The organism is Azospirillum ramasamyi, assembly GCF_003233655.1.
GTDB classification, from domain to species: Bacteria; Pseudomonadota; Alphaproteobacteria; order Azospirillales; family Azospirillaceae; genus Azospirillum; species Azospirillum ramasamyi.
Genome location: NZ_CP029833.1, coordinates 335,662 through 362,239 on the forward strand (window position 1 = coordinate 335,662; position 26,578 = coordinate 362,239).

The 26,578-nt window shown below is 66.7% G+C and carries 23 protein-coding genes; 11 read left to right on the top strand and 12 right to left on the bottom strand.

Translation table 11 applies throughout. From position 1 onward, the window contains the following. Nucleotides 1–34: 34 nt before the first annotated feature. Nucleotides 35–2,419, bottom strand: coding sequence for a cellulase family glycosylhydrolase (locus DM194_RS23795; protein ID WP_111070029.1), 2,385 nt, complete (start codon nucleotides 2,417–2,419; stop codon nucleotides 35–37). Between the two features lie 905 nt (nucleotides 2,420–3,324). Here DM194_RS23795 and pyk point away from each other — a divergent pair. Continuing rightward, nucleotides 3,325–4,749, top strand: coding sequence for a pyruvate kinase (pyk, locus tag DM194_RS23800; protein ID WP_111070030.1), 1,425 nt, complete (start codon nucleotides 3,325–3,327; stop codon nucleotides 4,747–4,749). Nucleotides 4,750–4,815: 66 nt separating this feature from the next. On the opposite strand, the gene DM194_RS23805 is transcribed toward pyk, so the two are convergent. Beyond that, nucleotides 4,816–5,241 (bottom strand): Lrp/AsnC family transcriptional regulator, encoded by a 426-nt coding sequence (locus DM194_RS23805; RefSeq protein ID WP_111070031.1) that lies wholly within the window; start codon nucleotides 5,239–5,241, stop codon nucleotides 4,816–4,818. Between the two features lie 124 nt (nucleotides 5,242–5,365). Next, nucleotides 5,366–5,851, bottom strand: a complete 486-nt coding sequence (locus DM194_RS23810; RefSeq protein ID WP_425457321.1) for an acyl-CoA thioesterase — start codon at nucleotides 5,849–5,851, stop codon at nucleotides 5,366–5,368. A gap of 409 nt (nucleotides 5,852–6,260) precedes the next feature. Between DM194_RS23810 and DM194_RS23815 the strand changes: the two genes are divergently transcribed. Then, nucleotides 6,261–8,591 (top strand): carbohydrate-binding domain-containing protein, encoded by a 2,331-nt coding sequence (locus tag DM194_RS23815; protein WP_111070032.1) that lies wholly within the window; start codon nucleotides 6,261–6,263, stop codon nucleotides 8,589–8,591. A 309-nt stretch (nucleotides 8,592–8,900) separates the two neighbouring features. Next, nucleotides 8,901–9,104, top strand: coding sequence for a hypothetical protein (locus DM194_RS23820; RefSeq protein ID WP_246024562.1), 204 nt, complete (start codon nucleotides 8,901–8,903; stop codon nucleotides 9,102–9,104). 263 nt (nucleotides 9,105–9,367) lie between these two features. Here DM194_RS23820 and DM194_RS23825 read toward each other — a convergent pair whose 3' ends face one another. From DM194_RS23825 to DM194_RS23835, 3 genes are all read right to left on the bottom strand, one after another. After that, nucleotides 9,368–10,336: an aldo/keto reductase gene (locus DM194_RS23825; protein WP_111070034.1), complete on the bottom strand. Its 969-nt coding sequence runs from the start codon at nucleotides 10,334–10,336 to the stop codon at nucleotides 9,368–9,370. A 24-nt stretch (nucleotides 10,337–10,360) separates the two neighbouring features. Beyond that, nucleotides 10,361–11,578: an MFS transporter gene (locus tag DM194_RS23830; RefSeq protein ID WP_111070035.1), complete on the bottom strand. Its 1,218-nt coding sequence runs from the start codon at nucleotides 11,576–11,578 to the stop codon at nucleotides 10,361–10,363. A gap of 128 nt (nucleotides 11,579–11,706) precedes the next feature. Then, a complete protein-coding gene (locus DM194_RS23835; RefSeq protein WP_111070036.1) occupies nucleotides 11,707–12,597 on the bottom strand; it encodes a LysR substrate-binding domain-containing protein in 891 nt (296 codons plus the stop codon). Nucleotides 12,598–12,715: 118 nt separating this feature from the next. Between DM194_RS23835 and DM194_RS23840 the strand changes: the two genes are divergently transcribed. Further along, nucleotides 12,716–13,468, top strand: coding sequence for a TSUP family transporter (locus tag DM194_RS23840; protein WP_111070037.1), 753 nt, complete (start codon nucleotides 12,716–12,718; stop codon nucleotides 13,466–13,468). Between the two features lie 711 nt (nucleotides 13,469–14,179). After that, entirely contained in the window at nucleotides 14,180–15,568 is a 1,389-nt protein-coding gene (locus tag DM194_RS23845) for a replication initiation protein (protein ID WP_111070038.1), read from the top strand. A gap of 88 nt (nucleotides 15,569–15,656) precedes the next feature. Here DM194_RS23845 and DM194_RS23850 read toward each other — a convergent pair whose 3' ends face one another. Then, nucleotides 15,657–16,520 carry a HEPN domain-containing protein gene (locus DM194_RS23850; protein WP_111070039.1) on the bottom strand — a complete coding sequence of 288 codons (864 nt, stop codon included), beginning with the start codon at nucleotides 16,518–16,520 and terminating at the stop codon, nucleotides 15,657–15,659. Nucleotides 16,521–16,827: 307 nt separating this feature from the next. Here DM194_RS23850 and DM194_RS23855 point away from each other — a divergent pair, with 307 nt between their 5' ends. Then, nucleotides 16,828–17,529: a hypothetical protein gene (locus DM194_RS23855; RefSeq protein ID WP_111070040.1), complete on the top strand. Its 702-nt coding sequence runs from the start codon at nucleotides 16,828–16,830 to the stop codon at nucleotides 17,527–17,529. 121 nt (nucleotides 17,530–17,650) lie between these two features. Here DM194_RS23855 and DM194_RS23860 read toward each other — a convergent pair whose 3' ends face one another. From DM194_RS23860 to DM194_RS23875, 4 genes are all read right to left on the bottom strand, one after another. Beyond that, nucleotides 17,651–18,421: a hypothetical protein gene (locus DM194_RS23860; protein ID WP_111070041.1), complete on the bottom strand. Its 771-nt coding sequence runs from the start codon at nucleotides 18,419–18,421 to the stop codon at nucleotides 17,651–17,653. Between the two features lie 117 nt (nucleotides 18,422–18,538). Further along, nucleotides 18,539–18,964, bottom strand: a complete 426-nt coding sequence (locus DM194_RS23865) for a DUF350 domain-containing protein (protein ID WP_111070042.1) — start codon at nucleotides 18,962–18,964, stop codon at nucleotides 18,539–18,541. 25 nt (nucleotides 18,965–18,989) lie between these two features. After that, on the bottom strand, nucleotides 18,990–20,831 hold the full coding sequence (locus DM194_RS23870) for a DUF2491 family protein (protein ID WP_111070043.1): 1,842 nt from the start codon (nucleotides 20,829–20,831) through the stop codon (nucleotides 18,990–18,992). Nucleotides 20,832–20,960: 129 nt separating this feature from the next. Beyond that, nucleotides 20,961–21,743 (bottom strand): lysophospholipid acyltransferase family protein, encoded by a 783-nt coding sequence (locus tag DM194_RS23875; RefSeq protein ID WP_111070292.1) that lies wholly within the window; start codon nucleotides 21,741–21,743, stop codon nucleotides 20,961–20,963. 147 nt (nucleotides 21,744–21,890) lie between these two features. On the opposite strand from DM194_RS23875, the gene ftsE reads away from it, so the two are divergent. The 4 genes from ftsE (at nucleotide 21,891) to hemP (ending at nucleotide 24,467) form a co-directional block, all read left to right on the top strand. Continuing rightward, entirely contained in the window at nucleotides 21,891–22,631 is a 741-nt protein-coding gene (gene ftsE / locus DM194_RS23880; protein ID WP_111070044.1) for a cell division ATP-binding protein FtsE, read from the top strand. A 4-nt stretch (nucleotides 22,632–22,635) separates the two neighbouring features. Beyond that, nucleotides 22,636–23,529 (top strand): cell division protein FtsX, encoded by an 894-nt coding sequence (locus DM194_RS23885; RefSeq protein ID WP_111070045.1) that lies wholly within the window; start codon nucleotides 22,636–22,638, stop codon nucleotides 23,527–23,529. A gap of 13 nt (nucleotides 23,530–23,542) precedes the next feature. Then, entirely contained in the window at nucleotides 23,543–24,175 is a 633-nt protein-coding gene (locus tag DM194_RS23890; RefSeq protein ID WP_246024563.1) for a YdcF family protein, read from the top strand. 124 nt (nucleotides 24,176–24,299) lie between these two features. Beyond that, nucleotides 24,300–24,467, top strand: a complete 168-nt coding sequence (hemP, locus tag DM194_RS23895; protein WP_111070047.1) for a hemin uptake protein HemP — start codon at nucleotides 24,300–24,302, stop codon at nucleotides 24,465–24,467. A 90-nt stretch (nucleotides 24,468–24,557) separates the two neighbouring features. On the opposite strand, the gene DM194_RS23900 is transcribed toward hemP, so the two are convergent. Further along, the gene (locus tag DM194_RS23900) at nucleotides 24,558–24,758 is read right to left on the bottom strand and encodes a heavy-metal-associated domain-containing protein (RefSeq protein WP_111070048.1); all 201 of its coding nucleotides are present in this window, start codon (nucleotides 24,756–24,758) and stop codon (nucleotides 24,558–24,560) included. A 428-nt stretch (nucleotides 24,759–25,186) separates the two neighbouring features. Here DM194_RS23900 and DM194_RS23905 point away from each other — a divergent pair, with 428 nt between their 5' ends. Then, nucleotides 25,187–26,578, top strand: a complete 1,392-nt coding sequence (locus DM194_RS23905; protein ID WP_111070049.1) for a GntP family permease — start codon at nucleotides 25,187–25,189, stop codon at nucleotides 26,576–26,578.

The following is a 26,578-nucleotide window of genomic DNA, read 5'->3' on the forward strand; positions in this document are numbered from 1 at the left end:
CCCCCTTGCTTCGGTTCGTCCCTCGCGGGAGAGCTTACGCCGCGAGATCGGTGATGTAGCCCATGGCGCTGCCGATGCTGGTGTCGCCGTGGGTCAGGTTCAGCAGGAAGTTCTCCGTCCCTTCATTGCCGGCGTTGTCGCCGTGGATCTGGACGGTGACCGTCTTGGTGGTCTCGCCCGGCTGGAAGGTCAGGCTGCCGCTGGTGGCGGCGTAGTCCGACCCGGCCTTGGCCGTGCCGTCCTCGGTCGCATAGTCGATGGTGGTGGCGGTGGTGACCGCGTTGGCCAGCTGCACGGTGAAGACCGCCTCGTCGGTGCCCGCCACGGTGCCGGAGCTGCCCGTGCCGGTGCCGGACGCCAGACCCGACTTGATGATGTTGATCTTGTTCATGTCGATGGTCTTGTAGTCGTCCTTCAGCAGGCCGCCCACGTCATGCGATTCCGGCGTCCAGGCCCAGTAGGTCCAGCTCATGCCCTGCTGGCCGGCCGGCAGGTCGCTCTTGCCGTCCAGATCCCAGTCGCCGTTCAGGTAATCGACGAAGGCGTTGGCCCAGGTCTGCTCGGCCGAGCTGGTCAGATGGCCGCCGAACTCGCCGATCAGCACGGGCGCGATGTTGTTCTTGTAGATGTAGCCCCACATGCCGTCGTACTGCGCCGGCAGGTTGTTGGGGAAGTTGGCGTCCTGCAGCCAGCTGAAGTTGAAGACGCTCTGGCCGTAGGCGTGCGGCGAGTAGACCAGCTTGTTCGGCACGTCGAACTCGATCGGACGGTCCTTCACGCCGGCCAGCGTGCTGCTCCACTCCGTGCCTTCGACGATCATCAGCCAATCCTTGTTCACGGACTGGATGGCGTTGCCGATGCGCTCGGCGGCCGAGGCCCAGTCGGTGGCGGGATCGCCGCCCCAGGTGGCGGACACGCTCGGCTCGTTGTGCAGGTCGGCGCCGATCACCGTGTCGTTGCCGGCATAGTGCTTGGCCAGCATCTGCCAGTTCTCGATGACCTTCGATTCCGGGTTCTTGTCGGTGTACCACAGCCCGTGTTCGTTGGTGCCGGCGCCGCCGTCGTTGCGGTGGTGGTCGAGGATCACCTTCATGCCGACCTTGCCGGCGTAGTCGATGACCTTGTCATAGACCTGCAGACGGGTCAGGCCGACCAGATCCGGGTTCTTCGAATAGTCGATGCCGTTGGTGACGGCCTCGCTCTCGAACATGTCGTCCGCCCAGGTCAGGCGGATGACGTTGAAGCCCAGGCCCTTCATGCTGTCGATATGGCCCTGGTAGCTGTCGGCCCACAGGCCGGCGGGCACATAGTTGTAGCCCTCGCCGCCGAACCAGTTGACGCCGGTCAGGCGGACGTTGTTGCCGCTTTCGTCGACGATCTGGTTGCCCTTGGTGCTCAGGAAGCCGTTGATCGTCCCGCTGCTCTGGCTTTCGACCATGCCGGGATCGGCAACGGTGACGTCGCTCACCTTGACCGACAGCGTGCTGCCGTTGCCGGTGGAGCCGCCCGTGGACCCTCCAGTGGTGCCGCCCGAGCTGCCGCCGCCCGAATTGCCGCCACCCGAATTGCCGCCGTCGGTGCCGCCGGTATCGCCGCCGGCGTCGCCGGTGGAGCCGTCGAAGTTGCCGGCATCCAGCTTCGCGGTCAGCGTGGCGTTCCAATAGAGGTTGGAGGTGGCGCCGAGGTCGGCACCGTCGGCCTCACGCTGGACCGAAACCGCATCGTCGGTGGCCGCAACGGTCTTGCCGTCGACGCTGATGCTGTGGACGTACAGGTTGCGGTCGGCACCATCGATCACGGTGTCGTTCTCGTACTTCACCTGCACCGAATGGGCCGCGCCCTGGGCCAGATCGGCGGTGAACTTGAATTCCTTGGGATCGGTGCTGTCGGCGATGGCCTTGCCGATCTCCTTGCCGTCCACCAGAACGGTGAAGCGGGCGCCTTCGCCGCCGGCCGTGCTGCCCGAGGCATTCACGACGATGGTGTTCTGCGCGGTGCCGGCGGCCGGGGCGGCGGCCGGGGCCGCGGCGTAGTAGCTGGCGGGGGTGCTGAAGGTCAGCGCGCCGTCCCACCACATGGCTTCCTGGCCGGCCTGGGTAGGCACCGGGGCGGCATCGTCATGGCGTTCGTAGACGGCGTCGGTCGGCTTCAGCGTGTGGCCGTTCACCTCGATCGACTGGACGTAGAGGTCGCGGCTGGCGGCGGTCGCGGTGTCGTTGTCGTAAACGACCTGGATGCTGTGCGCCGTGTTGGCCGCGAGGTCGGCGGTGAAGCTGTAGGCCTTCGACGAGGTGGTCGCCGCACTGGCCGTCCCGACCTCCTGACCATCCACCAGAAGCTTGAAATTCGGCGCGACGCCGTCCGCGGACTGGCCGTAGGCGTTTACGACGATCTTGCTCGGCGAGGTGGTCGTGCTCATGACTTTGATCCTATGTCCGTTTCGTTGAAGCCATGCTGGCGCTCCAATGGTTAACGAAACCTTTCCAAATCCAGTTAAGTTTTTTCGAAGCTTGTGGCAAATTTGGCCCATCCGGTCGCAGGACAGTTCGAGGGGTACGGATCAGGGCAACGAACTATATCCCATCATGGTCACAGGATATCCGGTCATCTCCACAATCCTTCTTGCCTCTACTCAAAATCTACTTTCCACGCACTGATTTCGTCAAAGAAGACCCCAAAGGACACAGATGACACAATATAGCCATCATCCGGGGACGCGCATCATAGTTTCAAAAAATCCGCGACATCCTGCCTGATATGTACCACGTATATTCACACGATCACGGGTTTGATTGAAATTAGACCGGCGCACGGAATTACGACCTCGGGGGTAAGACCAATTCGCAAACGACCTTTTGCGCAGGCAAGAAAGTTAAATTTCGTGAGCCATCCCCCCTGCGGAAACGCATCGTTAAAGGGTTTGTTTGCTGATTTTATTCCTTTTGCTCATAGGAAGGACGCCGGGCGATGCCCAGCGACGGTCCGGTGGCGCCGCCGCCCCGCATGAAGACCGCCCGCCCGGCCCCCGCAGCGGACAGGCCAGCCGATGGCCGGCGGGGCGGGATGCGCCCGCATCGGCGCCGGCGTGACGCCAGGCGGGCGGTTGGAAGAACTCCAACCCGGTGAGCCGCCTTGCTTTCCGCCGGCAATGGCGACACCTTGATAGGGTACGCGACTGTTCGTCAGGCGCCGCCAGAACGGTTTTCCGCCCCGGCTGTTGCATTGCCGACCAGTCACCCCGCCGTCCTGCAAAGGTGGCAGCCGCCCCGCCGGCGCACCGGACGGCCCTAGCCAAGAGAGGACGGCCCCCGCGGCCGGAACCACATGCGCCGTCATCGCCGCGCCAAGATCGTCGCCACCGTCGGACCGGCCAGCAACTCGCCCGAGATGCTGAAGACCCTGTTCCTGGCCGGCGTCGACACTTTCCGGCTGAATTTCAGCCATGGCACCCACGACGACCACGCCAAGGTCCACCGCGCCATCCGCGAGCTGGAGGCCGAGGTCGGCCGCCCCATCGGCATCCTGCAGGATCTTCAGGGGCCGAAGATCCGCGTCGGCACCATCCGCGACGGCAAGATCGACGTCGCCACCGGCGAATCGATCCGCTTCGTGCTTCAGGGCAGCGACGGCGACAAGAGGTCCATTCCGCTGCCGCACCCGGAGATCTTCGCCGCCATCATGCCCGGCCACCATCTGCTGATCGACGACGGCCGGGTCCGCGTCGAGGTGACCGAGCTGGGCGACGACTGGATCGAGGCCCGCGTGATCGTCGGCGGCACCATCTCCAACCGCAAGGGCGTCAACCTGCCGGGCACCATCCTGGATTTGTCGCCGCTCACTTCCAAGGACCGCGCCGACCTCGCCTTCGGGCTGGAGCTGGGCGTCGATTGGGTCGCCATGTCCTTCGTGCAGAAGCCGGGCGACATCATGGAGGGCCGCAGCCTGATCGGCGACCGCGCCGGCATCATGGCGAAGATCGAGAAGCCGCAGGCGCTGGAGCGGATCGACGACATCATCCGCCTGTCGGACGCGGTGATGGTGGCGCGCGGCGACCTCGGCGTCGAAATCCCGCACGAGGACGTGCCCGGCCGCCAGAAGGAGCTGGTGCGCGCCTGCCGACTGGCGGTGAAGCCGGTGATCGTCGCGACGCAGATGCTCGATTCGATGGTCTCCGCCCCGACCCCGACGCGGGCCGAGGCGTCGGACGTGGCGACCGCCATCTATGACGGCGCCGACGCGGTGATGCTGTCGGCCGAATCGGCGTCGGGCAAGTATCCGGTCGAAGCGGTGACGATGATGGACCGCATCATCCGCTCCACCGAGCAGCACAAGCTCTACCACTCGCTGATCCAGGCGACCCATCCGGGCGAGGAGCACAGCCCGCCCCATGCGGTGGCCGCCGCCGCCGCCGATCTGGCCGAAACCCTCCACTCCTCGGCCATCGTCGCCTTCACCTCCAGCGGCACCACCGCGGCGCGCATCGCCCGCAAGCGGCCGGAGGTGCCGATCCTGGCGATCACCCCGGACAAGGCGGTGTCGCGCCGGCTCTGCCTGCTGTGGGGCGCCCACAGCGTGCTGTCCGACGACATCCGCACCTATGAGGAGATGGTCGACCGCGCCATCGCCACCGCGCGGGCGGAGGAGTTCGCCGGCAGGACGGGCACCATGGTGGTCGTCGCCGGCATCCCCTTCGCCCAGGCCGGCACCACCAACAACCTGCGCGTCATCCAGATGGAAGCGACGGCCTGAGGGCAGGGCAGGGCGGAACGGACAATGACAGAAGGGGGCGTGGCGGTGACGCCGCTCCGCCGCCTTCTACCGCTCCATCTTCGTCGACAGCACGATCGACGACATCGTCCGCTCCACCCCCGGCAGGCGGCCGATGGCGTCGAGCGCCGCGTCCATCGCGTCATGGGTTTCGGTGCCGACGGTGGCGCACAGGTCGTACTGGCCGCTGATGCTGTGCAGCCGGATCACCTCCGGCATCTTGCGCAGGGCGTGGACGGCGCGGTCGGCCAGCTTGGCGTTCACGCTGATCATCACCAGGGCCGACACGCCGCGGCGCGGCGCCGGCTCGCCCAGCTTCACCGTGTAGCCGGCGATCACCCCCTGCCGCTCCAGCCGGGCGATGCGGTCCTGCACGGTGGAGCGCGACACCCCCAGCGCCCGGCCCAGCGCCGCCGTGCTGGTGCGCGCGTTCACCGTCAACAGGTCGATCAGCCGGCGGTCGAGGTCGTCCATGGAGGTCCGTCACGGGAGGAGCGGCACAGGAGGGGCAGTCGAATCCCTTCACACCTTACTTGTGGGAGAAGGGTCGGGATCAGGGGTGCGGCCCGGCCGAAGGCCGGGAAGGCCGCTTTCCGCCTTACCCCTCGCAGCCCGCCTGATAGCGTTCCATCGCCGCCCGGATGTCGGCGGGGATCGGCACCGCGGCGAAATCGTCCAGCGAGGTGGTGACCAGCGTCAGGCTGCCCGACAGCCGGACCTGCCCCTCATGCTCGCCGTTGATGCGCAGCTTGACCGAACTGCGGCCGAGCCGCTCCAGCAGGACCCCCAGAGTCAGGGTGTCGCCCATCCGGCTGGGGATCACGAAATCGCATTCGGCATGCACGATCGGCAGCCCCAGCCGCCGCTGCAGGATCATCGTCGCATAGTCGATGTCCAGGCCCTGGGTGAACCAGTCCTCCACCGTCCCGTTGAACATGTCGAAATAAACCGGAAAATAGACGATTCCGGCGGGATCGCAGTGTGAAAAGCGAATGAGCCGCTGCATCCGGAAACAGCCCGGCGGCAGGGGCCGGGGGCTGGGGTTCTGTTCAAGGCGGCGCGGCCGCTCGCTGTACTCGTGCATCTCTCGATCAATCCTTGTTCCGCTCAGGCCTCGGACATATGGGGTGGCCGGGCCGTTGCGGTAGCCGCGTCTCTTCCGGCGGCGAACAGTTGTAGCTATTCCAAACAATCCGGGAAAAGCACCTTTCGTTCAATGGCTTCCTGCTGGAATAGGGGAAGCCGCAATATTCGGACTCTTTGCTGTTGCGGAAATGCTGCAGTGCAATCAATACGATGAGTAGAATTGACCGCGGACGTGATTACCCGCAATTTGTCCCAGATTTCGCGACCTTTAAGGCAAACATCACACAAATATCCCCCACAACCTCGCCATCCTCCGCGGGCATCCGGGTTCAGGCCCGAATACCGACATCAAAACCCGACCGGTCCACAAGGAGCCATCGGGCACATCAGGCGAGGATAACGAACCGATGGCCACCACCACTTCCAAGATCGTCGTGAATGCCCATGGCATCGCCGCCGCCGGCGTGAACGCCCATTTCACCCTGCTGGTCGATGGCCGGAAGGTGGGTGAGGGCACCGTGGGCACGACGGCGAAGGATTTCGTCTTCACCCCCGTACTGACCGCCGACGCCGCCCACAAGGTGCAGATCCAGTACGACAACGATGCGGTGATCAACGGCCAGGACCGCAGCCTGATCGTCAACAGCATCAGCATCGGCGGCAAGACGATCTCCCCGACCGCCGGCATCGTCAGCTATGACAAGGGCGCGCTCGACGGGCGCGACGTGGTCAAGGGCCAGAGCGGGATGTGGTGGAACGGCACGCTGGTGGTCGACGCCGACAAGAGCTTTTTCCCCGCCGCCCCGATCTCCACCCCCGCCCCGGCTCCCACCCCCACTCCCCCTCCGGCCCCCGAGGCGGGAATCGGGGCCAAGGACACCATCGTGGTGAACGCGTCCGGCATCCCGGCCGCCGGCGTGAACGCCCATTTCAAGGTGCTGGTCGACGGCAAGGTGATCGGTGAAGCCACCGCCGGCACCGCCGCGCGGGATTTCACCTTCACCACCGACGTCGCCGACCGCGTGGCCCACAAGGTGCAGATCCAGTACGACAACGATGCCGTGATCAACGGCCAGGACCGCAGCCTGATCGTCAACAGCATCACCATCAACGGCAACAGCTATGCCCCGACCAGCAGCGCCGTCACCTATGACAAGGGCGCGCTGGACGGCAAGGACGTGATCGCCGGCCAGAAGGGGATGTGGTGGAACGGCACGCTGGTGGTGGACGCCCCGGCCTCCGATTTCCCGGGCGCCGCCCCCACGCCGACTCCCACGCCCACGCCTACCCCGACTCCCACGCCGACTCCCACACCGACGCCCACCCCCACGCCGACGCCGACGCCGACGCCGACGGAACCCGGTTTCTTCGTCGCCAGGAACGGCAACGACAGCTGGTCGGGCAAGCTGGCCGCGCCCAACGCCGCCGGCACCGACGGTCCCTTCGCCAGTCTGGCGAAGGCGCAGGCCGCCATGCGGGCCGATGCCACCATCGACACCACCTATGTGCGCGGCGGCGACTATTACCTGCAGAACGTCGTCTGGCTGAACGGCCAGGATTCGGGCGTCACCTTCACCGGCTACGGCAACGAGAAGGCGGTGATCCACGGCAGCGCGCAGGCGTCGGTGTCCTTCGGCCTGGGCGGCGCCAGGGACGTGACCATCGAGGGGCTGACCTTCACCGGCGGCGTCGCCAACGGCCACTATGTCTACGCCGACAACGCCGCCGGCCTGACCTTCGCCAACAATACCCTGGTGGGCGGCGGCTACGGCATCACGGTGCAGAACAGCGCCAACAGCAAGGTGATCGGCAACCAGTTCGACCGCACCGGCGCCGAAGCGATCTTCGTCAAGGCCGGTTCCAACGCCACGCTGGTGTCCGACAACCTGATCAGGAATCCCAACGCCGCCGACCGCGGCGACGCCGGCATCTGGGTCAACGGCAGCTCCGACGTCAAGATCACCCATAACCAGATCGAGAACTCGCCGGAGAAGGCCATCGCCGTCGGCTCGGTCCAGACGGACGGCAGCGACGCGACCTACCGCGCGACCATCGCCTTCAACAAGGTGATCAACGCCAACCTTGAATCGAACGACGGCGGCGGCATCTACCTGATCAACCGCCAGCAGGATCTGACCGGCCACACCATCGTCAACAACGACGTGAGCGGCACCACCGCGACCAACCCCACGGGCCAGGTGGCGAGCTGGGGCATCTATCTCGACGACTGGACCAGCGGCGCCACGGTGAAGGGCAACGTCGTCCACGACAACATCGGCGGCGTGTTCCTGCATGGCGGCTGGAACAACACCGTCACCGAGAACGTGATCGCCGGCAACAGCGGCGCCCAGATCGGCCTGCAGCAGGACGTGGCCTGGAGCGGCTGGAAGGGCAAGGTGATGAGCGGCAACGAAATCTTCGGCAACGTCATCGACGTCCGGGAGGGCATGGCCGTCCATATCTACGGCCCGGCCGGCGTCGGCAACATCCACAACAACTTCTACAGCAGCCTGGATCCGTCCAAGGATCTGTTCGACGTCTGGCCGCAGGTGCTGGCCGGCGGCGGCAAGGGCCATCTGGCGGAGTGGCACGCCGCGGGCTACGACAAGGGCTCGGTCACGCTGAATCCGGGCTTCGTCAATCCGGGCGCGGGCGACTTCACCCTGTCGGCGAACTCGCCGGTCTATGGGATGGGTTTCGACCACATCCCCTATGACGACATCGGTCTGCTGGGCTGATCCTCTCCTTTCCCCGTCCTCGGGTTCTAGAACGCGAGGACGGGGAAAGAACCGGCTGGAACCTTGGGGTAGGCAGGACGTTGAAGCTCTTGAAAAGTCGCCCGGCCTGATGCCGGAGGGATCTTGAAGTCAAGACCAGCCGCCCCAACCTGTCACTTCGTCATGTTGCCCCCGCCTTGAAGCAAGGAAAACGGGAGCCATCCTGTGAAACACATCGGATGTCTCGTCACCGAACCGTCTTCGACACGGGCGGCATGCCGCAGGCTTGCTCGGCGTTCCGCCGAGGGCCAGCCAATTCAAGAGGAAACCATGGAACGACGTGAACTCTGGATGCAGGATCCCGAACTGAAGGCCGCCTTCGAGGCGCTCGGTCCCAACTTCCGCCGCGATGTGGAACTGGCGCAGCGCCGCGGACAGCGCAACCTGCAGGGTGCCGCCATCGCCGCCCGCAGCGGCCGCTCCGCTGCCAAGCCCGCTCCCAAGACCCATCCGGTCAGCGTCGTCCGCCGCTGACGGCCTTCCCGCCACGGGATTTTTCGCTCCGCGCCTAGCCGCATCCCCCTGCCGCATCCATGACCGCCACACCGCTGCGACACCACGCCTCCGGCCCGCCGGACGCCCGCGCGCGTGTCGAACCGGGCGTGTCGAACGGTGGAACATCGCCGGAAAACCGTTTCACACCGTTCCATCCGTTCCACTCCGATGGGGAGTGGAGGGGAGGAGAAGGGAGCGCGGCGCGATGACGGATCCGCCGCCGCGCCGGCCGTTGGTCCGTACTACCAGGCGCTTGCGCGGTCGAGCCGTCCGATGTCCTCGGCATCCAGGCGCAGCTCCGCCGCGGCGATCAGGTCGCCAATCTGTTCGGGTTTCGACGCGCTCACGATGGGCGCCGTCAGGCCGGGACGCGCGATCAGCCAGGCGAGCGCCACCTGTGCCGGGGTCGCCCCATGCCGGCCGGCCACCTCGTCCAGCGCCGCCAGGATCGCCCGGCCGCGGTCATTGAGATATTTCGACACCGCGCCGCTGCCGCGCGCGCTCTTGCCGGCATCCCCGGCCGAGCGGTACTTGCCGGTCAGGAATCCTCCGGCCAGAGAGTAATAGCTGATGACGCCCAGCCCGTTCTCCCGGCAAATCCCCTCCAGCTCCGCCTCGTAGCCCTCGCGGCTGTAGAGGTTGTATTCCGGCTGCAGGGTCTCGTAGCGGGGCAGGCCGGTGCGGGCGCTGACCTCCAGCGCCTCGCGCAGGCGGGCGGCGGTCAGGTTGGAGGCGCCGATGGCGCGGACCTTGCCCTGGTCGATCAGGTCCTTGTAGGCGCCCAGCGTGTCCTCCAGGGGCGTCGACGGGTCGTCCCAATGGGACTGGTAGAGGTCGATGCGGTCGGTCTGGAGACGGCGCAGCGACTCCTCCACCGCGCTGCGGATCCAGGCCGGGGACAGGCCCTTCTTCCCCGGCCCCATCTCCGACCCGACCTTGGTCGCCAGCACGATGCGGTCGCGGTTGCCGCGGCTCCTCATCCACTTGCCGATGATGGTCTCGGACTTGCCGCCCCTGTTGCCGGGCGCCCAGGCCGAATAGACGTCGGCGGTGTCGACGAAGTTGAAGCCGGCATCGACGAAGGCGTCGAGCAGCCGGAAGGAGGTCGCCTCGTCGGCGGTCCAGCCGAACACGTTGCCGCCGAAACAGAGCGGGGACACCGTCAGGCCGCTGCGGCCCAAAGAGCGTCGATCGGGCGGGCGTCGATCCATTGCATCGTCTCCTTCAAGCTCAGGTCAGGCGGTGTGCCGCCCGCGGAATTCGGTCAGGTAGAACAGCAGGCCCAACGCGGGAAAGGCGAAGCCGATCCAGGTCACCGGCTCCCACCCGCCGACGGCGAAGGCGTAGCCGGCCAGCGCCGAGCCCGCCGCGCCGCCCAGGAAGAAGATCGCCATATAGATGGCGTTCATCCGGCTGCGAGTCTCCGCCCCCAGCGAATAGATCGCGCGCTGCCCCAGCACCATGTTCATCTGGACGCCCATGTCCAGCAGCAGCCCGGCCAGCACCAGCAGCGCGATGGAGCCCTCTCCCGCCCGCGCGACGAAGAAGGACAACGCCGCCATCGCCAGCGCGAAGCCTGTCGCCGGCCGGGTCCAGCCGCGGTCGGCGATCCGCCCGGCGATGGGGGCGACCAGGGCTCCCGCCGCACCGGACAAAGCGAACAGCGCGATCCCCCGCTGGCTGAGATGGAAGGGCGCCCCGGCCAGCAGAAGCGGCACGGAGGTCCAGTAGAGGCTGAAGGACGCGAACATCATGGTCTGGTAGACGGTCCGCCGCTGCAGCACCGGCGTCCGCGCCAGCAGCCGCCCGAGCGAGCCGATCAGCGTGCCGTAGCCGGACCGGCTGTTCGGCCGCCGCTGCGGCAGCACGCGCCACAGCAGCACGGCGAAGCCCACCATCACCACCGCCGACAGGCCGAACACGGCACGCCAGCCGAGGCTGTCGGCGATCAGGCTCGACACCGGGCGGGCCAGCAGGATGCCGAGCAGCAGGCCGCTCATCACATTGCCCACCACCTGCCCGCGCGAGGCCTCCGGCGCCATGTGGGCGGCGAGCGGCACCAGCATCTGCACGGCGACGGAGGTGACGCCGATCAGGAAGGCCGCCGCCAGGAACAGCGAGGCGCTGGGGGCGACGGCCGCCACCAGCAGCGCCGCCACCGTGCTGCACAGCGTGACGACCACCAGCCGGCGGTTCTCCAGCAGGTCGCCGAGCGGGACCAGCAGGACCAGCCCGGCGCCATAGCCGACCTGGGTCAGGGTGACGACCAGGCTGGCGGTTTCCGGCGACAGCCCGACCGCGGGGCCGATCAGCCCGACCAGCGGCTGGGCATAATAGATGTTGGCGACCACCACCCCGCAGGCCAGCGCCATCAGCATGACGAGCGAGCGGGACAGCGCCGGATGGGCGGCATCCAGGGGGGAGGCGCCGGGGGGAGCAGCGGTGGGCGGCATCGCGCGGTCCTGTAGGGTCTGGCTGCGGGGAATGGACAGGGGAAACAGCGGCCACCCTATGTCGGCACCCGCAGGCGGCGCATCGGTGAATTGTGCCGCCCGGCCATGCGCCGAAAGGACGAAGGGGCCTACTCCATCTCGGCGCACAGCCCATAGAGCCAGTCGCGGAAGGGCGCGAGCCCCGCATCCTCGCGCCGGGACGCGCGATGGACCAGATACCAGGAATGGACCATCGGCACCGCCGGCCCGAAGGGCGTGGCAAGGCGCCCGGCGGCGATGTCGTCCAGGATGTAGAGCCGCGGCGCCAGCGCCATCCCGACGCCGTCGATGGCCGCCTGCAGCGTCATGGCATAGCTGCCGAAGGACAGCCCCTTGGACGACGGCCCCTTGGACGTCAACTCCGCCACCCCGGCGGCGGCGAGCCAGCGCGGCCAGTCCTCCGGCCAATGGGAGACGTGCAGCAGGGTTGCGGTGGCCAGATCGGCGGGCTTGCGCAGTTCCGCCGCCAGACGCGGCGCGCAGACCGGCTGCAGGGTGGAGGAGAACAGCCGCTCCGCCTCGTAGCCGGGCCATTGGCCGTCGCCCAACAGGACGGCGCAGGTCCAGTCGTCGTTCATCGGCGCGCCGGCCCCGCCGGTGGCAATCCGCACCTCGATCTCCGGGTGACCGATGTGGAAGCCGGACAGGCGCGGAATCAGCCAGCGCACCGCCACCGTGGCCCCCATTCCCACCGTCAGCACCGGCCCGGCCCGCATCGCCGACACCTGCTCCACCCGCCGGGCGATGCCGTCGAACGCCTCCGTCAGCGCCGGCTGAAGCGCCCGGCCGCGCTCGGTCGGCACCAGCATGTTGGCCCGCCGGTCGAACAGGGCAAAGCCCAGCCGCTCCTCCAGCAGCTTCACCATCCGGCTGACCGCGGCCTGGGAGACATGCAGTTCCGCCGCGGCGGCGGTGAAGCTGCCATGGCGGGCCGCCGCCTCGAAGGCGCGCAGGCCGTTCAACGAGGGAAGGCGGCGCATCGCTCCATCCTTACTTGACCCCAACTTTTCCTGGGGCTGAGCATCGGGCAATGCCGTTTGCGGCGCAACCGCGCGCGTGCGAGATTTTCAGCCTGATCTCCGATATTTGGACCGATTCATGCTGACGCTTTCGCTGATGGTGGGGCTTGGCCTTACCGTTCTCGTGACCTCGTTTCTGTCGGGCCTGTTCGGCATGGCCGGCGGCATGATGCTGATGGGCCTGCTGCTGATCCTGCTGCCGGTCCCCTCGGCGATGCTGCTGCATGGCGTGACGCAGTTCGCCTCCAACGGCTGGCGGGCATGGTTGTGGCGGCGCCATGTCGTCTGGCCGGTCATCCTGCGATTCGCGCTGGGCGGATCCGGGGCCGGGTTGCTGTTCGCCCTGGTCGGCGCGATTCCCGACCGGGCGGTGTCGCTGCTGATTCTGGGGCTGACGCCCTTCCTTGCGCTGGCGGTGCCCGCACGCTGGGCCCTGGACGCCCGGAAGCCGCTGCATGGCCTCCTGGGCGGCTTTCTGTGCATGGGGGTGCAGTTGGTCGCCGGCATTTCCGGTCCGCTGCTGGACGTCTTCTTCATTCGCGGCGCGATGAGCCGGCAGAGCGTGGTCGCCACCAAGGCCGCGATTCAGTCGGTTGGCCATCTGGTGAAGATCGCTTACTTCGCTCCGCTTGTCGCCGGAGCCGCCGACGGCACGGTGGAATCGGCGGCGATTCTGATGTCGGTCGCCATGGCGCTGCTGGGCACGAATCTCTCCCGCCGCGTGCTGGACCGCATGAGCGACGCGCAGTTTCGCCTGTGGAGCCGCTATCTGGTGATGGGAACCGCCGGCGTCTATCTGGGGCAGGGGCTGTTCCTGCTGGCTGCGCACTGAAAGAAAAACATTATAAATCAATATATTAGCTTTCCTTCCGTTCGCTATCCTTACTCCTTGGGGGCTGGATCCCGGCTTCCCTGAACCGTCCGGCCCGCATCCCGATCCTTACGGCTTGGGGGCGGGCTTCCTTACGTCCTGGGGGCTCTTAAGTCCTTGGATCCCTTACATGCTCTGAAAAAGACCCGACAGGTCTCCAGAATCTGACCATCCTTACCTCTCGGGGGCCAGAATCCGGCCATGGATGCCCCCAAGCCGTAAGGATGGCGCTTGCCCATGGCCCCTCGAACAGCAAAAATGGCCGAACGCCCCCAGGGAGTAAGGATAGACTACGCACCATGATGCGGCTTTCCGGAATCGAGTCGGGCCGATTCGGGGCATGCAAGGCTCTCGGAGGGGAGTTGGGGTGAGATTCGCACTCGGGGAAGCCTTTGCAGATCCGGCACTTAGCAGGCGCCCGTGACTCCCTTTCCCTTTTAAGAGGATTCGTCGGCCCAAAAACCCAGGAGAGTCCGCGAGTCGCATCGAATCTTCCTTACAGGGTGGGGGAAACAGCCTTACCGGGTGGGGGCGATTCGCATACCCCCCGGGGCGTAAGGGTTCTGCCCCCAGGATGTAAGGATGAACAGGATTCTGCGGCGTCACCCTTTCCTTACTTGTTTTTCGGGTAAGGATTGAATTAGCCTCCTTCGATTTCGGCGGAGGACGGCGATGGCGGGGACGGGGCGCAGGAAAGCGCGTGGTGCGGTGGCGGAGGAGTCCGTCCCGTCGGACGCGGCTGCGCCCGTCACGGCCGGTTCGGCAAAGGCCGCCCCCGGCCTCGTCGTGTTGGGGCCGCAGGATCTGGCCGGCGGGGCCGTGATCGACGGCGACGGCGGGGCAGCCGCCGTGCCCGTGGTTGGCGCCGAATCCGCCGCCCCGGTCGCCGGACTGACCGCCCGCGTCGCCAGCGCCACCTTCGAGCGCGACGGCTACAAGCACCTGATCAAGGCGGCGGAGGCGGTCTACAGCTATCCCGCCAACGGCACGCGCCTGTCGCTGCCGGCGCAGAAGATGCTGAACTTCATGATCCATCTCGCCGGCAGCCAGAATTTCGCCAACAAGCTCTACCGGCTGCCCAAGCGCGTGGTGCGCGGCAACCACAAGGGCAACGAGCGGATCTTCGACGCGCTGAAGGAAATCTTCGATTCCAGCCTGGTGGTCATCGGCCCCTTCCGTGGCCGCCGGTCGCGTGCCGAACTGCGCATCCTCTCCAGCTATGTCCGGCCGGAGGAGGAGGAGGACAGCGACGCCGCCGACATCCATTTCCAGTTCACCGACGCCTTCCTGGAAATCCAGCGCTCGTCCCAGCTCTGGGCCAAGCTTTCCGGGCCGGCGATGGTCAAGGTCACCAGCACCTACGCGCTGAAGCTCTACGAGATCGGCATGCAGCGCTACCAGATGGATTATCCGTCGCTGGAACTGGACATCGACACGCTGCGCAAGCTGATGAACGTCCCGGAGGGCGCCTACAAGGACTTCGGCATCCTGCGCACCCGCACCATCGACCGCGCCATCGCCGAGGTGAACCAGCTCGCCCCCTTCCGCGTCAGCATGCCGGAAGACAAGATGAAGCGGAAAGGCCGCAAGATCGAGGCGGTGACCCTCGATTTCCACGCCAAGGACGAGGAAGAGGCGGCCGAAACCTATCTGGAGCGCGAACGCCACAGCGCCGGCCGCCGCGCCCGGCGCATCGGCAAGGTCGACACCGTGGCTCCCGCCGACCCGGTGGAGGCCGGCCTCGCCGACCTCGGCCCGCTGCCCGATGCCGACGACGTGACGGCGCTGTGGGCAGCCGTCCTGCACGCCCTGAAGGGCAAGGTTCCCGCCCCGCTGCTGGCCGAACTGGAGCCGGAACGGGTGGAGGAAGCCCCCCAGGGCGGCCGCCGCCTCGTGCTGAAGGCCAGGAACGCCGCCGTCGCCGACACCGCCCGGATGAACCACTGGCCGAGCCTCAAGTCGGCCCTGTCCTCGCTCACCGCCGGGATGATCGAGGACGTGGCCTTCGAGGTGGCGGCGCGCAAGGCGAAGGCGGCGAAGGTGGCCTCCCCCGAGGCGTAAGGGTTGGGGCCTATGGCGAGGTGGATGGCCGGCTGCTTGCACCTCTCACTGTTCCGGTAGCGCCGCCGCTCTCACCTCTTGTATTTATTTAATAACTTTCATACTTTTTAAGTAATTCTATAAATTGAGTGTCAAGTTTAACTGTATTCAACAACCATAATGCCCCTTCTCGAAGAATTTTATCAATATCCTTGCCCTCGTGTTTGTTTATCGCATTACAGAAGATGTGCAACAAGGAGTTCCGAGCGGGACCAATGATTGAGGACATGGACGGCGGTAGTGGTTGATCAAGGTTAGATGGCATGGATGCTATTTGAAAATTCCACATGGTCAAAGAATCTTCAATGTTCTCTCCGGACAAGATCGCGGGAGACGAAACAGTTTTGAAGCCCTCTCGGACCTGATATGTGGGCTTCGCACGCAGAACTTCTGCAAAAGATTTCCCGGTGAATTCGAGGATCTCTGGATTGACGTTGAAGTCCGTACCCACAACCCAGTCAATGCCGATTGCGCAGCGCCGAAGACTAAAGACAAGGCAATCAAGTTTCACAAGATCGCTTGGACGGTTAAACCATGATGTCATTCCATATCGGCTGTTCGGGTTTCCTTGCTGATAGAGAAATCGGAGGAACCGCCCCGGATCTTCATCGTTCCAGAGTTCTTGCGGGAACTCCGCCGGACGTTCAAGGCGCTGCACTACCAGATCGTCAAGCCGCATGCAGCATCGGTCGAAAAGCTTCTCGATCTTGTGGCTATCTTTAATGACACTCTCCCCATTAAGAGCGAGAACTGCCTTGCAGTATTTCTCAATTGCTTGAACTGCCTGCCAGTAAAATTCCCGGTGAAATCCATGGATTTTCGCCCACCGAGCCAACTGATAGTTTTGGTCTGCCGGTTCAACGAAGAACTCATTTGCAAACACAGATTTTAAGTGGTTCAGGGTATAAAACATCTATAAGCTCATTAATGAAAATGAAATTTCAGTAACTGAAAGATACACACAGATGATAGAAAAATCTCCTGCTGACAAGGTCGGCCTGGAGAACCTGCTTTTCTGACAGTCTGTCGAATGGTGGGCAGGTGCAGCTTGCCACCCTACTGCGCTTGTGGGGGGAACACTGATCACCGACACCCCATGATCGGGGGCAGGGGAACGGCATCGGCGCATCGTTCGCAGCGGATTTTACGAAAACGCGCCATCTGGGATAATTATCCTATAATCTCTCCGCACCTGTCCCACCATCCTGCGGAGCAAAGCCATGCCTCTCGACAGCCGTACCCTTGCCGACGACGATTTCCCCTGCTGGGCGGAGGAGCCGCCGGTGCCCGCCGACGGCTCGCTGGTTCCCGGATCGCAGTTCCATGAGGAACAATGGATCATGGCCGCCGGGATGCTGGCGCGCGGCAGCAGCTTCCTCTATGTCGCCCGCGCCATGGGATGCAGCCGCACCACCCTGTGGCGGGCCTATTACGGATCCAAGGATTTCCGTCACAGGGTCTGGTGGGAACGGCAGGCCCTGAAGCGGGAAGCCGACTTGCGCCTCTCCTCGCTGCGCATCCTGGTTGTCGAGCAGATCGAACGGCTGGTTTCCTCCGGCGATCCGTCGACCGTGCGCTGGCTGGCCGATCGGCTCGGCCTCCTCGACGGGCTCGGCGCCCAACCCGTCCGGCAGCCGGCCAACCAATCGGGAACCCGGCAACCGGCCGACACCCCCCAGCCGCCTCCGTTTGAAGATGCCTCCGCCGTCACCGCCTCCGAACTGGACGACGACGACATCCCCGGCGCCCTGCGTGAGCGCAGGCCGCCCGATCCGCGCGCCGTCGCCGCGATCCTGGCCCGCCCGGAATCGGAGGGGCCGAAGGGCGTCTATCCCTGGACCTTCAATCCCGACGATCCCTATCCCAACCTCGGCTCGGCGCTGGAACGGCGGGGCGGTCAGGCCGCCTTCGGCCGTCTGTGAGGCGGGCCTTGCGGATGGGCCGGCGGACGGAATGGAACAGCAGCCGGAAACCGTTCCACGCTGTTCCATCCCCCAGGAGGTAAGGATCGGCGGAGCCCCCTCCGCCGATCCCCTTCAATCATCACCCATGCTTGGCCTTCAGCGCCGCCAGTCGGTCGGACAGGCTGGTGGCGGTGGCCTTGCCCGACGCGGCGGCCAGGGCGGCGGCGATGTTGGGGTCTTCCTTTTCCGGGACCGACGGGCGCAGCAGCTTGGCCTTGGCGCTCGCGGCTTCTGCGGCGGCCAGATCCTTGGCGGCGGTGTCCTGCATCGCCTTCAGCGCGACCGTCAGGCCGCTGGTGGCGCCGGCCAGGCCGGCGGCCTGGCGGGCGGCTTCGGCCTGGCGCTCGGCCATGGCGCGCTGCTGGTCGGCGCGGCCCATGTCGCGCTGGGCGCGGGTCAGGTCGGCGCGGGCGGCCTTCAGCTTGGCGCCGGCCTCGGCATAGTTCTTTTCCAGCATCTCCAGGAATTCCTGGGCTTCCACCGCGTCGCGGACCTCGCGCTCGATCTCCGGCGCCATCTCCTCCAGCATCCCGACGATGGTTTCCAGGCTCTTTTCCAGGCCGGCCTTGCGGGCAGGGTCGGTCTCGGCGTCGATCTGGCGCTGCAGATGCTCGGCGGCGGCCATGCGCTGGGCCGACAGGGCCTTGATCTCGTCGGCCTCGCGCTGCTCGCGGTCGTAGATGGCGCGGGCTTCCGCCACCTGCCGGCCCAGGCCGTCGAGATGCTGTTCCATGGTGCGCAGCTCCGCCTCGGTCGCGGATTTCGGATCCCAGCGTACCAGCGCCTCCATGGCGCCCTGGACGGCCTGGTCGGTCTTGACACCCATAAGGTTGCGGATGAAGGCAAGCATGGCTCGAATCCTGTCGATGAGGGTTGTTGGAGGCGCCCCGCGAGGCGTCTCGCCTGCACAGATGGGGAGGGAATGATCCGGCGACCAGACCCCTATCCTTACCGCTCGGGGGCGTGCCTATCCGGCCATGGCGGCGGCGTTGATCAGCGCCACCCCCAGCTGCACCCCGACCAGGGCCGCCGCCGACGCGACGTTGCCGGATTCGATCTGGCCGCGCAGGTCGCGGATCAGCAGGGTGGCCACCGCGAAGGCGACCAGCTGCAGGATCACCGCCACCACGCCCCACAACAGGATGTCCAGCAGGAAGGTGCTGGTCGCCAGCGTCGCCGCCAGCGGGATGGCGATCGCCACGATGGAGCCGGCCAGCGTCAGGCCGCCGGCGGCGTTCCCTTCCGCCACCAGCCGGCGTTCGTTGAAGGGGGTGATGCGGGTGTAGACGGCGACGCCGACCGCCAGCAGCGCCAGCGTGACGGCGAGCTGGACCAGCAGCACCGGAAGGCCGGTGCCGAGCGCGGTCAGGATGGAACCGAAGGTGCTTTCCATGGGGCCGGCACTCTTGTCGTATGGGTTAGGACAGGGAGAGGGAGGCGGGATTCACGTCGATGCCGGCGGCGATCTCGACCGAGGCGCGGCCCGACCGCTCCACCGCCTCCACCAGGATGTACTCCGTGGTGGGGGCGGGGGCCGCGGCGCCGGTGGGGGCGCCGTACAGCATGGAATGGCTGACCACCGTCTCGGTCCCGCGCACGGTCTGGCGCGCCTCGCTGAGGGTGAAGGGCTGGATGCGGCTGGCGCCCGGCTGCCAGACGCGGGGATAGAGCTTGCCGTCCTTGGTCTGGAACTCCGGCCAGCCGATCATCCCCTCGGCATCGTCCAGCCAGAACCCCCACTCGCCCTCGTCGGACGGCGTCACGCTGTCGATGGGGGTGAAATAGCGGCATTCGTCCGGCTGCCCGTCGGGACCGAGATGGATCTGGAAGAACCCCCCGGTCTTTCCGGGTCCGCCCGGCAGATGCAGCCGGTAGACGGTGGCCGGGCCGGAGCTGACGGTGCCGACCGCCTCGATCGACACCAGCCGGTCGCTGCCGGTGTCCGGCGCCTTCACCTTGGTGGCGCTCTCCGCCAGCAGGAAGGGGGTGGGGTCGATGGTGACCGCCATGCCCAGCCGGAACAGCGACGGGCTGTAGGCCTTGCAGCCGAGCTTCTGGTTCACGTAGTTGCCGAGCGTTCCGAACAGGGGCACGTCCGATCCTCCCTTGGAGACTGGGCCTGGTTTCTGTGCCGGGGCATCCATCCGGCGCCGTGCCCGCCACAGCAGGAACAGCACCGCCACGCCGAGCAGCACGATGCTCCACCACCAGAAGCCGCGGCCGCTCTCCTGCGGGGGTTGGGACGCCTGCGCGGCGCTGCTGCTGTCCACCGAGCTGGCGGAATCGGCGCGGGCGAGTTCCGGCGGCACGTCGGGCGGCAGTTGCCCCGCCTCGCGCGGGGTGCCGGCCTGGGCGGCCAACGACTGGTCGAGCTGGTCCAGCTTGGCGCGCAACTCCGCATTGTCGCGGGCCAACTTATCGGCTTCCTGCCGCCACTCGCGGTAGCCGGGGTCGTCGGCGTTGTTGTGGAAGAAGGCGGCGTGGCCGGGCCGGGTCAGCGTGTCGAGCAGGAACCACAGGAACAGGCCGTCCCAGATGCCGAAGCGGCGCGGCGCGCTGTAGGCGTAGGGCGGCGGGTTCCAGCCGTAGCGGCCATAGGGGTTGGCCTGCGCCGGGCGGCGGGTGGACGGGGTGCGGTAGGACGAGCCGCCCGTTCCCCAGCCCCAGCCCGATCCGCCGGAGTTGCTGGAACCGCCGGTGCGGCCCTGGGTGGAGGCGGCGGGCGGCGCCGCGCCCGGCTGGGCCGGCGGCGCGCGGTCGGCTTCCTGGCGGCTGCGGTAGCGGTTCAGCGCGTCGGCCGAACCCTGCTGGCTGAAGGTCCGGTCACCGGCGGAGGCCGGCGGGGCGGCGACCGAGGGGGCGCTGTTGCCCGGCCGGGCATAGCCGCCGCTGGAACTGGAGCGTCCGCCGGAGAACCATCCGCCGCCGCTTCCGGCCGAAGGCGTGCGTGGCGCGGACGGGCGGGAGTAGCCGCTGCTGCTGCCGACGGACGGGGTGCGCGAGGGCCGGGAATAACCGCCGGACGAGCGGCCGCGTGAACCGGCGCGGGCCTGGGCCTCGTCCGGAGCGAGTGCCACGGAAACCGCCGCGGTGGCGGCGATGGCGAGCGGAGCGGGGGCCGCCGGGACGGACAGAATGGCGCCGACGGGAGCCGCCAGCGGCTGCGCCGTCATCAGAATGGCGACGGCGGCGGCGCGCCATCGCGTTTTCCAGAGGTCCAGCGGCCGGGTGGAACACCGGGGCTTCGCGGTCTGCGTCATCCGTCCTCTCGCGCGTCATCCGGGGCGGGTTCGACCGGCCCTCCCGGCGATTCGTGGCGCAAAGGTAGGCAGATAAGCGGCGGGGCTCAAGGAATTAACCGTCGCGGCCGGCAGGCCGGGGCCGATCCTTCAGGATAGGGCGGTCGCGGCCTTCTTGCCCCGTTCCGGCTCGGCCTGCGGCGGACGGATGGTCGGCGGCCCGCCGGCTTCGGTGACGAGGCGGTCGCTGGCGGCCTCCAGCTGCTCCTCCAACTCGCGCATCGCCTCGGCGCGCGGCCGGCCGGGGAGGATCGGCGGCAGGAACTCCACCACCACGGTGCCGGGGCGCTTCAGGAAGCTGTGGCGCGGCCAATAGAGGCCGGCGTTCAGCGCCATCGGCACGATGGGGATCTTCAGGCTGTCATAGAGCACGCCCACGCCGATCCGGTAGGGGCGGTAGGTGCCGGGGGCGACGCGGGTTCCCTGCGGGAAGATCACGATGGGCCGGCCTTCGTCGCGCACAGGGCGGGAGTTGCGGATCAGCGACTTGATCGCCGCCCCGCCGGCGCCGCGGTCGACCGGGATCATCTTCGCCTTGGCGGCGTACCAGCCCCAGATCGGGATCCACATCAGCTCCCGCTTCAGGATGATCGCCGGATCCTTCAGCAGAAGGTGGAGCTTCATCGTCTCCCAGGCCGACTGGTGCTTGGCCGCCAGCAGGAAGGGGCCGTCGGGCAGGTTCTCGCGCCCGCGCACCTCGTATCGGATGCCGACGAGCGTGCGCTCCAGCCAGCCGACGGTGCTCAGATACCATTTCACGACCGCGACCATCTGCGGACGCGGCAGCAGCAGCATCCACAGCAGGGCGAAGCACATCAGCGCGGTCCAGAGATGGAACGCGATGTTGAAGGCAAGGGACCGGATCCAGATCATGGCCGGCAACTTGTCAGGTCTTCACCGACTTCTCAAGTATTCCGCGTCGTTGCGGCGATGGGGCCGCGGAGCGGGGCGGGGTGGACTCCATCCCGCTCCGGGTGCATTGTCCCGGGCGTGGAGGGGAGTCGTGGCTGTGGTGGGACCGTGATTCGTTTTGAAAATGTCGGTTTGCGGTACGGCACGGAGGCGGAGGTGCTGCGCGACATCAGCTTCACCCTGCTGCCGGGATCCTTCCATTTCCTGACCGGCGCCAGCGGCGCGGGCAAATCGTCGCTGCTCAAGCTGATGTATCTCGCCCACCGGCCCTCGCGCGGGCTGGTCACCCTGTTCGGCCGCGACATGGCTGTGGTGACCCGCCGCGAACTGCCGGAGCTGCGCCGCCAGATCGGCGTCGTGTTCCAGGACTTCGCGCTGCTCGACCATCTGTCGGCGCTGGACAATGTGGCGCTGCCGCTGCGCATGGCCGGCACGCCGGAGGCCGACGTGGTCGCCCACTGCACCGAAATCTTGCGCTGGGTGGGGCTGGGCAACCACCTGCACGCCAAGCCGTCCACCCTGTCGGGCGGGCAGAAGCAGCGGGTTGCCATCGCGCGCTCGGTCATCAACCGGCCGCGGCTTCTGCTGGCGGACGAGCCGACCGGCAACGTCGACGACGGGATCGGCATGCGCCTGCTCTATCTGTTCGAGGAACTGTACAAGCTGGGGACCACCGTGGTGATCGCCACCCACAACGAGGCGCTGATCCGCCGTTTCGACCACCCGCGGCTGCATCTCGACAATGGCCGGTTGATGGTGCTGCCCGCGCGCGGAAGCCGTGTTCATGACGGCCGTGCGTCCGAGGGCCGCGCCGGCGACACGCGCCCGCAAGAGTCGCGGCGGGAGTAGAGGCATGGCGCTTCGTCCGGTCCGTCCCCGTTCCGATCTGCCGCTGGCGGTCGATCCCTCCTCGCGCTTCCTTGGCTGGATCACCGCGTTGATGGCTTTCCTGGCGGCGCTGGCGCTGGCCGGCGCCATGCTGGTGTCGGACATGGCGCAACGCTGGGACAGCGGCCTTGCCGGCGGGCTGACCGTGCAGGTGGCGCCGATGTCCGGGGCTCCGGTCGCGCCGCTGGACGAGCGGGTCGAGGCGGCGGTGGCCGTCCTGCGCGCCTTCCCCGGAATCCGGTCGGCCACCGTGCTGGACGGGGGCGAGATAGCCCGGCTGCTGGAGCCCTGGCTGGGGTCGGGGGCGTCGGACCCGCTGCTGCCGATGCCGCGGCTGATCGACGTCGCCGCTGACGGGCCGGTCGACGTCGCGGCCCTGCGGCTTCGCCTGACGTCGGCGGCGCCGGGGGCGACGCTGGACGACCATGCGGTGTGGCTGGCCGACCTGCGCTCCTTCGCCGGGGCGGTGCGGCTGGCGGCGCTTGGGGTGGTGGTGCTGATCGGGGCGGCGGCGGTGATGACGGTGGTCTTCGCCGTGCGCACCGGCTTGGCCATCCACCGTCCGGTGGTGGAGTTGCTGCACCTGATGGGCGCCACCGACCGCTATGTGTCCCGCCAGTTCGAGCGGCATGTGGTGTCCTTGAGCCTGCGCGGCGGCGCCATCGGTCTGCTGCTGGCCGGCGGCACGCTGTATGGGCTGTACCGGGCGTCCCTGGGGCTGCGGGCCAGCCTGCTGGCCGAGCTGTCGCTGCAGCCCTGGCAGTGGGCGGTGCTGCTCCTGGTGCCGGGAATGCTGGCCCTGCTGGCCTTGGCGACCGCACGCTGGACCGTATTGCGCACGCTGGAGTCCATGCCGTGAGATGGGGCGCGCGATGAGAGCCGGGCGGCGGGGCGGGGCGGTGGCGCGGGCGGCGGCCTATCTGCTGTCCGGCTTGCTGGTGGCGGCCATCCTCTGGCTTGGCGGCTTGGTCTGGTACGCCGCCAACGTGCCGCGCACATCCCCCGCCGGCGCCGATGCCGAACGGCCGACCGATGCCATCGTCGTTCTGACCGGCGGCAGCAACCGGCTGGGCACCGGGCTGGAACTGCTGGCCGCCGGCCGGGCGAGGAAGCTGTTCGTCTCCGGCGTCTATGACGGGGTGGAGGTGCAGGAACTTTTGAAGCTGTCCCGCCGTTCGCCGACCGAACTGGAATGCTGCATCACGCTGGGCTATTCGGCGGACAGCACCATCGGCAACGCCTATGAGACGGCGGACTGGATGCGTGACCAGGGATTCCGGTCGCTGCGGCTGGTGACCGCCAACTATCACATGAGCCGCAGCCTGCTGGAACTGTCGATGGCAATGCCCGACGTGGAGTTGGTGCCCCATCCCGTCGTCGCCCCCACCGTCCATCTGGACGAATGGTGGGCGTGGCCCGGCACCGCGAACCTTCTGATCAATGAGTACAACAAGCTGCTGGTGGTCGGCCTGCGCTGGATGGTGCATCAGGCGGTTCAGGATTGATTGCCTACGCCCAAGAGCGAATGAGAATGACTTGCAATTGGCTTCGGGCGGGCGTAGTGTCCGGTTCAGGGTTCACGCCCGGACATCGCCGACCGCAACGCCCGTCCAGCAAGAAAGACACGCCATGCACGACAGCGCCGTCTCCGTTCCCGCCTCCTTCATCGCCGCGTCCCTGCCGGTGGTCGAATCCGCCCGTTTGATGTCGGGCAGCCGCGAGATCGTGATCCAGCACGCCGGGCAGAGCTATCGCCTGCGCGTGACCCGCGCCAACAAGCTGATCCTCACCAAGTAAACACCGTCAAATAGAACCTTCCGGGAAACGCCATCGGGAATGGGCGCCGGCCACATGGTCCGGCGCCCATTCTCATTTGCGGACGGCGCCTCAGGCGCGGCCCTGCACCTCGTAGCCGGCGTCCTCGATGGCCTGCCGGATGGCGGATTCGTCGGCGTTGCCCTCGACCGTCACTCGGCCTTCCTGCAGATCGACCAGGGCGCGTTCGACCGACGGCAGCGCTTCCACCGCCTTGGTCACGGTCTGGGCGCAGTGGCCGCAGGACATACCGGATACCTTCAACGTCAGCATGGATCTTCTCCCTTGGCGGTGCGGCGATGCACAAGATTGCCATAGGCTGGGCCTTCCAGCGATTGGAAGGTCAAGCGGCATTCCACCAGTCGGCTCAATCACCTTCAGAAGCGTTCGTTACGCTTGGCCGTCTCCGTCTATTATTCGAGACTTTATCTCTAAAATGAGACAATCTCCTCTGAGAAATCTCGAAAAAGAGATTATTAGGTGGCCGGGAGATTTTGTGTGCAAAGCACAAAATCAGCCTTATCAAAGGTTTCTGCCGTCACTATCGGTCCATGCAATCCTGGCATGACCCTTGCTTTTACGGTTTCACCCCGCCCTCCGGAACCCACCGCTACCGTACCCTTCTGCTTCAGCCATGAATCCCGAGAACACACCCGTGACGGTCACAGTCCGACAGGAATGACCGAGGGAGCATCGTCCGAATGAGTTTCCTGATCTGCGTGGGAGCGCTCGCGTTCCTGATGCTGGTCGCCTACCGGGGCTTCAGTGTCATCCTCTTCGCGCCCATCGCGGCGATGGGGGCTGTGCTGCTGACCGACCCGTCCGCCGTGCCGCCGATCTTCACCGGCCTGTTCATGGACAAGATGGTCGGCTTCGTGAAGCTGTACTTCCCGGTCTTCCTGCTGGGCGCGGTGTTCGGCAAGGTGATCGAACTGTCCGGCTTCTCCAAGTCGATCGTCTCGGCCGTCATCAAACTGATCGGGCGCGAGCGCGCGGTGACCTCCATCGTTCTGGTCTGCCTTCTGCTGACCTATGGCGGCGTGTCGCTGTTCGTCGTGGTCTTCGCCGTCTATCCCTTCGCGGCGGAGATGTTCCGGCAGAGCGACATCCCCAAGCGCCTGATCCCCGGCGTGATCGCGCTCGGCGCCTTCACCGTCACCATGGATGCGCTGCCGGGCACGCCGCAAATCCAGAACATCATCCCCACCACCTTCTTCAAGACCACTGCCTATGCCGCGCCCTGGCTGGGCGTGATCGGTTCGATCTTCATCCTGGCGCTGGGTCTGCTCTATCTGGAATGGCGGGTGCGCTCGGCCATCGCGCGGGGCGAGGGCTATGGCAGCGGCCACATCAACGAACCGGAGCCGGTCGCCTCGGAAGCGCTGCCGAACCCGATCCTGGCCCTGTCGCCGCTGGTCGCCGTCGGCGTGCTGAACAAGCTGTTCACCATGGCGATTCCCATCATCTACGGCACCACCAATGAGGTGGCGCTGACTCCCGGCGCCACGCCGCTGGTGACGCAGGTCTCCTCCGTCGCCGGCATCTGGGCGGTGGAAGGGGCGCTGCTCTGCGGCATCCTGATGGTGCTTGCCTTCGCCTGGAAGCCGGTGTCCCGGCGTTTCGCCGACGGAACCAAGGCCGCCATCGGCGGGTCGCTGCTGGCCGCCATGAACACCGCCTCGGAATATGGCTTCGGCGCGGTGATCGCAGCGCTGCCGGGATTCCTGGTCATTCGCGACGCGCTGGCCGCCATCCCCAACCCACTGGTGAACGAGGCGGTGACCGTCACCGTGCTGGCCGGCATCACCGGTTCGGCGTCGGGCGGCATGAGCATCGCGCTGGCGGCCATGTCCGACCAGTTCATCGCCGCCGCCAACGCCGCCGGCATTCCGATGGAGGTTCTGCACCGGGTCGCCTCCATGGCCAGCGGCGGCATGGATACCTTGCCGCACAACGGCGCCGTCATCACTTTGCTGGCCGTCACCGGGTTGACGCACCGGCAGTCCTACGGCGACATCTTCGTCATCACCTGCATCAAGACGCTGGCGGTCTTCTTCGTGATCGCCGTCTATTACCTGACCGGGATCGTCTGA

What these genes read in the sequence shown, in the direction of transcription:
- DM194_RS23795 (WP_111070029.1), bottom strand. Translation starts at nt 2,419, where the DNA reads ATGAGCACGACCACCTCGCCGAGCAAGATCGTCGTAAACGCCTACGGC.
- pyk (WP_111070030.1), top strand. Translation starts at nt 3,325, where the DNA reads ATGCGCCGTCATCGCCGCGCCAAGATCGTCGCCACCGTCGGACCGGCC.
- DM194_RS23805 (WP_111070031.1), bottom strand. Translation starts at nt 5,241, where the DNA reads ATGGACGACCTCGACCGCCGGCTGATCGACCTGTTGACGGTGAACGCG.
- DM194_RS23810 (WP_425457321.1), bottom strand. Translation starts at nt 5,851, where the DNA reads ATGCACGAGTACAGCGAGCGGCCGCGCCGCCTTGAACAGAACCCCAGC.
- DM194_RS23815 (WP_111070032.1), top strand. Translation starts at nt 6,261, where the DNA reads ATGGCCACCACCACTTCCAAGATCGTCGTGAATGCCCATGGCATCGCC.
- DM194_RS23820 (WP_246024562.1), top strand. Translation starts at nt 8,901, where the DNA reads ATGGAACGACGTGAACTCTGGATGCAGGATCCCGAACTGAAGGCCGCC.
- DM194_RS23825 (WP_111070034.1), bottom strand. Translation starts at nt 10,336, where the DNA reads ATGGATCGACGCCCGCCCGATCGACGCTCTTTGGGCCGCAGCGGCCTG.
- DM194_RS23830 (WP_111070035.1), bottom strand. Translation starts at nt 11,578, where the DNA reads ATGCCGCCCACCGCTGCTCCCCCCGGCGCCTCCCCCCTGGATGCCGCC.
- DM194_RS23835 (WP_111070036.1), bottom strand. Translation starts at nt 12,597, where the DNA reads ATGCGCCGCCTTCCCTCGTTGAACGGCCTGCGCGCCTTCGAGGCGGCG.
- DM194_RS23840 (WP_111070037.1), top strand. Translation starts at nt 12,716, where the DNA reads ATGCTGACGCTTTCGCTGATGGTGGGGCTTGGCCTTACCGTTCTCGTG.
- DM194_RS23845 (WP_111070038.1), top strand. Translation starts at nt 14,180, where the DNA reads ATGGCGGGGACGGGGCGCAGGAAAGCGCGTGGTGCGGTGGCGGAGGAG.
- DM194_RS23850 (WP_111070039.1), bottom strand. Translation starts at nt 16,520, where the DNA reads ATGTTTTATACCCTGAACCACTTAAAATCTGTGTTTGCAAATGAGTTC.
- DM194_RS23855 (WP_111070040.1), top strand. Translation starts at nt 16,828, where the DNA reads ATGCCTCTCGACAGCCGTACCCTTGCCGACGACGATTTCCCCTGCTGG.
- DM194_RS23860 (WP_111070041.1), bottom strand. Translation starts at nt 18,421, where the DNA reads ATGCTTGCCTTCATCCGCAACCTTATGGGTGTCAAGACCGACCAGGCC.
- DM194_RS23865 (WP_111070042.1), bottom strand. Translation starts at nt 18,964, where the DNA reads ATGGAAAGCACCTTCGGTTCCATCCTGACCGCGCTCGGCACCGGCCTT.
- DM194_RS23870 (WP_111070043.1), bottom strand. Translation starts at nt 20,831, where the DNA reads ATGACGCAGACCGCGAAGCCCCGGTGTTCCACCCGGCCGCTGGACCTC.
- DM194_RS23875 (WP_111070292.1), bottom strand. Translation starts at nt 21,743, where the DNA reads ATGATCTGGATCCGGTCCCTTGCCTTCAACATCGCGTTCCATCTCTGG.
- DM194_RS23885 (WP_111070045.1), top strand. Translation starts at nt 22,636, where the DNA reads ATGGCGCTTCGTCCGGTCCGTCCCCGTTCCGATCTGCCGCTGGCGGTC.
- DM194_RS23890 (WP_246024563.1), top strand. Translation starts at nt 23,543, where the DNA reads ATGAGAGCCGGGCGGCGGGGCGGGGCGGTGGCGCGGGCGGCGGCCTAT.
- hemP (WP_111070047.1), top strand. Translation starts at nt 24,300, where the DNA reads ATGCACGACAGCGCCGTCTCCGTTCCCGCCTCCTTCATCGCCGCGTCC.
- DM194_RS23900 (WP_111070048.1), bottom strand. Translation starts at nt 24,758, where the DNA reads ATGCTGACGTTGAAGGTATCCGGTATGTCCTGCGGCCACTGCGCCCAG.
- DM194_RS23905 (WP_111070049.1), top strand. Translation starts at nt 25,187, where the DNA reads ATGAGTTTCCTGATCTGCGTGGGAGCGCTCGCGTTCCTGATGCTGGTC.